This is a genomic window from Pantoea sp. Taur (assembly GCF_009830025.1).
Classification (GTDB): Bacteria; Pseudomonadota; Gammaproteobacteria; order Enterobacterales; family Enterobacteriaceae; genus Pantoea; species Pantoea communis.
On the sequence record NZ_SZZZ01000010.1, the window covers coordinates 180,614 to 189,908 of the forward strand.

7 protein-coding genes are annotated in these 9,295 nt (G+C 54.8%); 4 read left to right on the forward strand and 3 right to left on the reverse strand.

What is annotated here, in order from left to right; genetic code table 11:
* Positions 1-403 precede the first annotated feature (403 nt).
* From parC to ftsP, 3 genes are all read left to right on the forward strand, one after another.
* Positions 404-2,677, forward strand: coding sequence for a DNA topoisomerase IV subunit A (gene parC / locus FD744_RS15370; RefSeq protein ID WP_034828416.1), 2,274 nt, complete (start codon positions 404-406; stop codon positions 2,675-2,677).
* 38 nt (positions 2,678-2,715) lie between these two features.
* A complete protein-coding gene (locus FD744_RS15375; RefSeq protein WP_058961927.1) occupies positions 2,716-3,453 on the forward strand; it encodes a 1-acylglycerol-3-phosphate O-acyltransferase in 738 nt (245 codons plus the stop codon).
* Between the two features lie 109 nt (positions 3,454-3,562).
* Positions 3,563-4,990: a cell division protein FtsP gene (gene ftsP / locus FD744_RS15380; protein ID WP_058961926.1), complete on the forward strand. Its 1,428-nt coding sequence runs from the start codon at positions 3,563-3,565 to the stop codon at positions 4,988-4,990.
* A 156-nt stretch (positions 4,991-5,146) separates the two neighbouring features.
* Here the strand turns inward: ftsP and dkgA are convergent, their stop codons facing one another.
* Positions 5,147-5,974 (reverse strand): 2,5-didehydrogluconate reductase DkgA, encoded by an 828-nt coding sequence (dkgA, locus tag FD744_RS15385; protein WP_034828419.1) that lies wholly within the window; start codon positions 5,972-5,974, stop codon positions 5,147-5,149.
* Between the two features lie 205 nt (positions 5,975-6,179).
* On the opposite strand from dkgA, the gene FD744_RS15390 reads away from it, so the two are divergent.
* The gene (locus tag FD744_RS15390) at positions 6,180-7,091 is read left to right on the forward strand and encodes an AraC family transcriptional regulator (protein WP_034828421.1); all 912 of its coding nucleotides are present in this window, start codon (positions 6,180-6,182) and stop codon (positions 7,089-7,091) included.
* Here the strand turns inward: FD744_RS15390 and FD744_RS15395 are convergent, their stop codons facing one another.
* Complete coding sequence (locus FD744_RS15395; protein WP_034828422.1) at positions 7,092-7,751, reverse strand: DedA family protein; 660 nt, start codon at positions 7,749-7,751, stop codon at positions 7,092-7,094.
* Positions 7,752-7,856: 105 nt separating this feature from the next.
* Positions 7,857-9,047, reverse strand: a complete 1,191-nt coding sequence (metC, locus tag FD744_RS15400) for a cystathionine beta-lyase (protein WP_034828423.1) — start codon at positions 9,045-9,047, stop codon at positions 7,857-7,859.
* Between the last annotated feature and the right edge of the window lie 248 nt (positions 9,048-9,295).

Consider the following 9,295-nt stretch of genomic DNA (forward strand, 5'->3'; position numbering starts at 1 on the left):
CCTTTATTTTGGCAAAGCGTTTTTAAGATTATTTCCTCGTTATCTATTTCTTCATGCCAGAAATCAGGAGCGCAATATTGATGTCTTATGGAGTATAAATTTAGGAAAGGACGGTGTAAGCAACAATACTAAATGTTGTCCATGATTACGGACAGCTTTAATACACCTGAAATAGTTAATAATTAATTGCGATCATGCTCACATATTAATGGGGATATTCATTGTGATATTGATCTCATTCCTTTTTCATTTTCCAACCGATATCACGTTATTTAATGCCATACGATTCTGCCTGCGGTCATTGGCTTCCCTGTGACTAACTCGCACGAATAAGGTACTATCCTCGCCAAATGAGCGCCGGATGCCCCGCCGTTGCGGGCCACGAAGTGAGGATGCGAGCTTAATGAGCGAATTGACGCAGGATGGTGCAGAGCGTCTTGCCCTGCACAAATTTACGGAAAACGCGTACCTGAACTACTCCATGTACGTGATCATGGACCGCGCACTGCCGTATATCGGCGATGGCCTCAAGCCGGTGCAGCGCCGAATTGTATACGCGATGTCGGAACTGGGCCTCAATGCCAGCGCCAAATTCAAAAAATCTGCCCGTACCGTCGGTGACGTATTAGGTAAATATCATCCGCATGGCGACAGCGCCTGTTATGAAGCGATGGTGTTGATGGCACAGCCGTTCTCCTATCGCTACCCGCTGGTGGATGGTCAGGGCAACTGGGGGGCGCCGGACGATCCCAAATCCTTCGCCGCGATGCGTTACACCGAGTCACGCCTCTCCAAATATGCCGAGATTTTGCTGGGTGAATTGGGACAAGGCACGGTCGATTACATCCCGAACTTTGACGGCACCATGCAGGAGCCGAAGATGTTGCCGGCACGTCTGCCGAATATCCTGCTGAACGGCACCACCGGTATCGCCGTGGGCATGGCCACCGATATCCCACCGCACAACCTGCGTGAAGTGGCGGAAGCGGCGGTGAAGCTGATCGACAAACCCAACACCACGCTGGATGAGTTGCTGGATATTGTGCAGGGCCCGGATTATCCGACCGAAGCCGAGATCATCACGCCGCGCAGCGAGATCCGCAAAATCTACCAAAGCGGGCGCGGTTCGATCCGTCAGCGCGCGGTGTGGAAGAAAGAAGATGGCGATGTGGTGATCACTGCACTGCCGCACCAGGTTTCCGGTGCGCGCGTGCTGGAGCAGATCGCTAACCAGATGCGTAATAAAAAGCTGCCGATGGTGGAAGATCTGCGTGATGAATCCAACCACGAGAACCCAACGCGTCTGGTGATTGTGCCACGCTCGAATCGTGTGGATGTGGAGCAGGTGATGAATCATCTGTTTGCCACCACCGATCTGGAAAAGAGCTATCGCGTTAACCTGAATATGATTGGGCTGGATAACCGTCCGGCGGTGAAAAACCTGCTGGAGATCCTGTCTGAATGGCTGGTGTACCGTCGCGATACCGTGACGCGCCGCCTGAACTATCGTTTAGAGCGCGTGCTGCGCCGCCTGCATATCCTCGAAGGTTTGCTGGTGGCGTTCCTCAACATTGATGAAGTGATTCACATCATCCGTACCGAGGACGAGCCTAAGCAAGTGCTGATGTCGCGCTTTGAACTCAGCGATACGCAAGCCGAATCCATTTTGGAACTGAAACTGCGCCATCTCGCCAAACTGGAAGAGATGAAGATTCGCGGTGAGCAGGCGGAGCTGGAGAAAGAGCGCGATCAACTGCAGGCGATTCTGGCGTCCGAACGCAAGATGAGCAACCTGCTGAAGAAAGAGCTGCTGGCGGATGCGCAAGCTTATGGCGACGATCGTCGTTCGCCGCTGCATGAGCGTGAAGAAGCTAAAGCGCTGAGCGAAACCGAGCTGGTGAGTGCCGAGCCGGTGACGATTGTGCTGTCGCAGATGGGCTGGGTGCGCAGCGCCAAAGGCCACGATATCGATCCAACCGGTCTCAGTTACAAAGCCGGTGACAGTTACCTCGCCGCCGCACGCGGTAAGAGCAATCAGCCAGTGGCCTTTATCGACTCCACCGGCCGTAGCTATACGCTGGATCCGACCTCGTTGCCGTCGGCGCGCGGGCAGGGCGAGCCGCTAACCGGCAAACTGACGCCACCGCCAGGTGCCGCGTTTGAACAGGTGCTGATGGAAGCGGACGACCAAAAACTGTTGATGGCCTCCGATGCGGGTTACGGCTTTATCTGTACCTTTGCCGATTTGATTTCGCGCAACCGCGCCGGTAAAGCGCTGCTAACGTTGCCAGACAATGCCAAAGTGATGACGCCAATGGCGGTGCATTCGGGCGATGATATGCTGCTGGCGATTACCCAGGCCGGACGTATGTTGATGTTCCCGGTGGGCGATCTGCCACAGATGTCGAAAGGCAAAGGTAATAAAATCATCTCTATTCCATCAGCGGATGCCGCTGCGGGCGTGGATAAGCTGCAGTGGTTGCTGATTCTGCCGCCGGGCAGCTCGATTACCCTGTATGTCGGCAAACGTAAGCTGATCATGCGTGATGAGGATCTGCAAAAAGTGCGTGCCGATCGCGGTCGTCGTGGCAGCGTGTCGCGTGGCCTGCAGCGCATTGATAGCGTGGAAGTGAACGCGCCAGCGCGCCCGAAAAGTGACGCCAGTAGCGAAGAATAAGACTGACCAGGCAATGGATTGCCCAACTTGAGGAAGCTATGTTACTAATTTTACGCACGATTATTGTTATCGTTTATTCGATTTTGGTGTGCATCTTCGGCAGTATCTGGTGTTTGTTCTCACCGCGTAATCCTCGCCATGTGGCGACGTTCGGCCATATGTTTGGTCGCCTGTCGACGGTATTTGGCGTCAAAGTCGAGCTGCGCAAACCCGCCGACGCGGAGAGCTATGGCAATGCGATTTATATTGCCAACCATCAGAACAATTACGACATGATCACGGCGGCGAAGATCGTGCAGCCGACCACGGTCACCGTCGGCAAAAAGAGCCTGCTGTGGATCCCATTCTTTGGTCAACTCTACTGGCTGACCGGTAATTTGCTGATTGACCGTGATAACCGCGCCAAAGCGCATGGCACCATCGGTGAACTGGTCGAGCAGTTTAATAAAAAGAAGATTTCATTCTGGATGTTCCCGGAAGGTACCCGCAGCCGTGGCCGTGGTTTACTGCCGTTTAAAACCGGTGCGTTTCATGCTGCAGTGGCAGCAGGTGTGCCGATCATTCCTGTGGTGGTGTCGAATACCCACGGCAAAGTGAAACTTAATCGCTGGAACAACGGCCTGGTGATTGTTGAAATGCTGCCGCCAGTGGATACCAAACAGTTTGAAACCACCTCGGTGCGCAAATTAGCCACCCACTGCCGCGAATTAATGTCTGCTAAGCTGGAAGAATTGAACGCCGAAGTCGCCGAACGCGAAAAAAACGGTAAACTCTAGCCATCCACGGGGTAGAAACGCTGCCCCGTGCTCATCACAGCAAAAACTCACTAACAAGAACAACATGGACACGGCGTCTTCACGCCCCGCTCAAAAGGTCTGAAGTTTTATGTCTTGCAGCAGACGTCAGTTTATTCAGCTTTCCGCCGGTGTTGCGCTGGCGACCAGTAGCATGCCTTATGCCGCCTACGCTGCGGCTCCGATGGGCGATGTGCCGCTTCCTGTTCCGCCACTGCTTGAGTCTCGCCGTGGCCAACCGCTCTTTCTGACGCTGCAACGCAGCCATTGGTCATTTAGCGGTAATAACAATAAAGTGCCGGTCTGGGGTATTAATGGCCTGTACCTCGGTCCCACGGTGCGCGTCTACAGCGGCGATGACGTGAAGTTGATTTACAGCAACCGTCTCAACGAACCGGTGGCGATGACGGTAAGTGGATTGCAGGTGCCGGGTGCCTTAATGGGCGGTGCACCGCGCATGATGTCAGCCGGCGTTGACTGGGCGCCGGTATTGCCGGTTCGCCAGGGGGCATCGACCTTGTGGTATCACGCCAATACGCCAAATCGTATGGCGCCACACGTCTACAACGGTCTGGCGGGCATGTGGCTGATTGAAGATGACGTCAGCAAAGCGCTGCCGCTGCCCAAACACTATGGCGTTGATGACTTCCCGCTGATTATCCAGGACAAGCGTCTCGATAACTTTGCCACGCCGGTTTATAACCCACCATCAGACGGCGGTTTCCTCGGGGATACGTTGCTGGTCAACGGCGTGCAGAATCCGTATGTCGAGGTGTCGCGTGGTTGGGTGCGTCTGCGCCTGTTGAATGCTTCGAACGCGCGTCGCTTTGATTTGAGCTTCTCGGATAATCGTCCGTTTACCGTGATTGCCAGCGATCAAGGCTTCCTGCCTGCGCCCGTTGCGGTGCAAACGCTGTCGCTGGCACCCGGTGAACGCCGTGAAGTGCTGGTGGATATGTCGCAGGGCGATGAAGTCTCGATTACGGCAGGGACTGCGGCGGGCCTGATGGATCGCCTGCGTGGTCTGTTTGAACCTTCCTCCATCCTCGCCAACACGCTGGTTCTCAGCCTGCGCCCCACCGGCTTACTGCCGCTGGTTACCGACAATCTGCCGATGCGTTTATTAGCGGATCAGATTCTGGATGGCGTGGCGGTGCGCACGCGCGAATTCCGCATTGGCGACAGTGTGCCGGGTATCAATGGCGCACTGTGGGACATGAGCCGCATCGACACCACGGTGCAGCAGGGCACCTTTGAACGCTGGATTATCCATGCCGATCGCCCGCAATCGCTGCATATTCAGGGCGTGATGTTCCTGATCAAAAGCGTCAATGGCGCACAGCCGATGGGCGAAGATCGCGGCTGGAAAGATACGGTATGGGTGGATGGTGATGTGGAGTTGCTGGTGAGCTTCCCGCAGAGTTCGTCGGATCACTTCCCGTTTGTCTACTACAGCCAGACGCTGGAATTAGCCGACCGCGGCACGGCGGGGCAGTTGCAGGTCAATCCGGTGCCATAAGAAAAAAGGTGCGCAGCGATGCGCACCTTACAACAGATCGTCAAATCGACAGGATCACGATTCATAGCAACCCGCACATGACCGCATGGCTGTTGTGAAGCCAATACAGGCGAGCACGCATTGACCGTATCCGCCTGGCGGTTAAACGGTGCCGACTTAGCCGTTAAAGCTCTCCGGATCCGGCCCCAAACGATTTCCTTTATCCAGCTTAGTGATCTCGCTGATCTCGGGTTTTTCCAGTCTGAAGTCGAACACCTGGAAGTTTTCACGAATACGTTCCGGCGTCACCGATTTTGGAATCACCACTAATCCGCTATCCAGATGCCAGCGAATGACAATCTGCGCTGGCGTCTTACCGTATTTCTTCGCCAGTTCGCGGATGATCTCCTGATCGAATACTCCTTTACCGCCTTGCGCCAGCGGGCTCCAGGATTCGGTTTGGATCTGATGCAGTGCATTCCAGGCATGCAGGGTGCGCTGTTGCAGCATCGGGTGCAGCTCAATCTGGTTCACCACCGGCGAGACGCCTGTTTCATCGATCAGGCGTTTGAGATGGGCTTCATGGAAGTTACAGACGCCAATGCTTTTGGTTAAGCCCTGCTGTTGCAGCTCAATCATCTTTTTCCAGGCTTCAACGTAGTGATCTTTTTCCGGGCACGGCCAGTGCATCAGATAGAGATCGACGCTCTCCAGTTGCAGCTTCTTCAGGCTGGTCTCAATCGCCTGCTGACCGTTCTGCTGGTCGTCATTCCACAGTTTGGTGGTAATGAAAATGTCTTCGCGTGCGACATCGGTGTCCTGCAGTGCCTGACCGACGGCTTCCTCATTTTTGTAGATGGCGGCGGTGTCAATCGAGCGATAGCCTACTTTTAGGGCCTCGACAATCGCCGCCCGGGCATCCTCGATACTCGCTTGCCAGACCCCGAGTCCGAGTTGCGGCATCATATTGCCGTCGTGCAGTTTGATAATGGGTTGCTCTGCCATAGTTGCTCCTTATCTGTCGCAGTGACTTACCGTAAAAGCGCTGTGGTTAAGTCTAGTCAACAAACTCAACCGCAGGATCATTGTGGCAATCACCTCGCCCTTTTACCCTGGTCATTTCTGCCAGAATCTTGCCTGATTCTGCTGAAGGGTGGAGCTTTGAGCAGCATTGCGGCACACTGATTTTTTTGCTGCCTGAGAGTGATCCATGCCGAACGATGCCCTTTGCCGCCAGCTGGCGCAGCGCGTAACCGCGCTAATGAATGATGCGCGTAAGCCGCTGTGCGCTGTGGAAAACGTCAAGCTCATCTACGCCTGCGAAACGCTTCCGCGCACGCCGATGATGTATCAACCCGGCATTGTGATTCTTTTTCAGGGACGTAAAACCGGTTATCTCGGCAGCACGGTGTTTCATTACGACGCCACGAAGTATTTGATGCTGACCGTACCGCTGCCGGTGGAGTGCGAAACCGAAGCCACTCCGGAAGAGCCGTTGGCCGGCATGTGCCTGAGCGTGGATATCGCCAGCTTGCAGGATCTGTTGATGGATATTGGCGACGACGAACAATTTCAGCCGCAGTTGCAGACTTCCGGTATCCATTCGGCGTTTATGAGTGAAGAGATGCTGTGCGCTGCCGAGCGTTTGCTGGATGCGATGAGCCATCCGCGTGATGCGCGCGTGCTGGGCCCACAGTTGGTGCGGGAAATTATCTACTACGTGCTCACCGGCCCGATTGGCGGTGCGCTGCTGTCGCTGGTGAATCGTCAGACCCAGTTCAGCCAGATTGCGCGCGCCTTGCGACGCATCGAAAGCCATTTCGCCGAAAGCCTCAGCGTCGATATGCTGGCAGCCGAAGTGAACATGAGCGTTTCGGCATTTCATCACAACTTTAAAGCCGTCACCCAAACCTCGCCGCTGCAATATCTGAAGCGCTATCGTCTGCATCAGGCACGATTAATGATGTTGCAGGATGGGATGAAAGCCAGTGCGGCAGCGGTACGTGTAGGCTATGAAAGCCCTTCGCAATTCTCGCGGGAGTTTAAGCGCTATTTCGGCGTGACGCCGGGAGAGGAAGCCAGCCGCGTGCGTCAAACGTTGCCGTTTGACGCCGCGTCTTAATCATATTTTCTGGCGGCGTTTTTTCCAGATCACCACGATGCTGCCGGTCAGACCGACAAACAGCAACACCATCGGCAGCACCATCAGCACCGCCATCACCTGATCTTCGTGACGCTTGATAAACGGCACCTGACTGATGCCATAGCCCATGGCGACCACAATCCCGACCCACAGCGCGCCGCTCAGCCAGTTAAACAGCTGGAAGCGCCCATTCTGTAAACCCGAAATGCCCGCCATGGTCGGCAGCAAGGTACGAACAAACGCCAGGAAACGCCCGACCAGCAACGCCATCAAACCGTGGCGGTTAAACAGATTCCAGGCGCGCTGATGATATTGCGCCGGCAAATGCATCAACCAGCTTTTGACCATCCGCGTATTGCCCAGCCATCGCCCCTGTAAATAACTCAACCAGCAACCCAGGCTGGCGGCGGTGGTCAGAATCACCATGGTGGGCACGAAATCCATCACGCCTTTGGCAATCATGGCGCCTGCGAGCAGCAACAGGCTGTCACCCGGCAGAAAAGAGGCAGGCAACAAACCGTTTTCCAGAAACAGCGTTAAAAACATCACGCCGTAGACAATCCACACGACATCCGGATTGGCCAGCGCGGCAAAATCCTGATGCCAGAGCGCGTGAACAATCTCATGTAAAACACCCATCTGCTATCCCATCGAGTCACAAGGATTCTATTTTAACCATCTGTGGCATCGCAGACGTTGATCTCACCGATGCGGCACGAAATGGTTTAGGTTTTGTTTAAATATTTACTGTTTTAAGCGCGCAAAGCCCGCTTTCAGGTCGTTCAGCAGGTCATCAACGTGTTCAAGACCAATATGCAAACGCACCAGGGTACCGTCGAAATCGACGCCGCCTGCCGGGCGAATCTCCGCCAGCTCTTCCGGTTGGTTGGCCAGAATCAGGGATTCATAGCCACCCCAGGAATAAGCCATGCTGAAATGGTGGAAGTGATCGAGGTAATTCGCCAGCTGCTCACGGCTCAATTTTTCATGCAGGATGAAGGAAAAGAGTCCGCTGCTGCCGTTGAAATCGCGCTGCCAGAATTCATGACCTTTACTCTGCGCCAGCGCCGGATGGTTAACGCGCGCCACTTCCGGTTGAGCGGCCAGCCATTCGGCAACCTGCAAACCGCTCTCTTCATGCTGGCGCAAACGCGTACCGAGCGTGCGCAAGCCGCGACTGGCCATGTATGCCGTATCGGCATCCACCATCTGGCCCATCAGGTACGAGTTTTCACGCAGCTGCGGCCAGCAACGTTCATTGGCGACGGCAGTGCCAATCATCGCATCGCTGTGACCAATAATGTATTTGGTGCCCGCCTGAATCGAAATATCGATGCCATGCTCCAGCGCGTTAAACAACACGCCCGCCGCCCAGGTATTATCAATCATGATGATCGCGTCGGGCGCTTTCGCACGTACGGCGGCGACGATGGCGGGAATGTCCTGCACTTCCATGGTGATGGAGGCGGGAGATTCGAGGAATACCACGCGCGTGTTTGGCTGAATCAGTTCACTGATTTCGCTGCCAATGCAGTGATCAAAGAACGTGGTGGTGACATTCAGCTTACTGAGAATTTTGGTGCAGAAATCTTGCGTCGGTTCATACACGGCGCCGCTCACCAGAATGTGATCGCCCGCTTCGACAAAAGAGATAATCGCATTGGATACTGCCGCTGCACCGCACGGATACAGCGCGCAACCCGCGCCGCCTTCCAGTTCGGTCATGGCGTCTTGCAGCGAGAAGTGGGTGAGGGTGCCACGGCGACCATAAAAAAGCTCGCCCGATGCACGACCTGCCGTCGCCCGTTTTTTGTCAGCAACCGTGTCAAAAACCAGTGAAGATGCGCGCTGAATGACGCTGTTAACTGAGCCCTGAGTGTAACGTTTGCTTCGTCCCGCGCTAACCAGCGTGGTATCAATTTTATTCGTTGCCATCACTGCCTTTCCTGACACTTACCACAAAACATCCACGTTACCACGAAACACCGCAGTGGGTTGACCCTGATTGCGGATTATCGGAGTCAGTCGATGAATTGGCCGGGCAAAAGCGCGTCCCTTGTATCTTGAATCCTGCAGTAGGTGATGGTTAGCTACCTTCACCTGAAACAGGGTGAATCTGACGCGTCCATTAAGGTAAGACCTTGTCCCGCAGCTTAGCTCCCCTGTTTCACCTTTCACGCCAG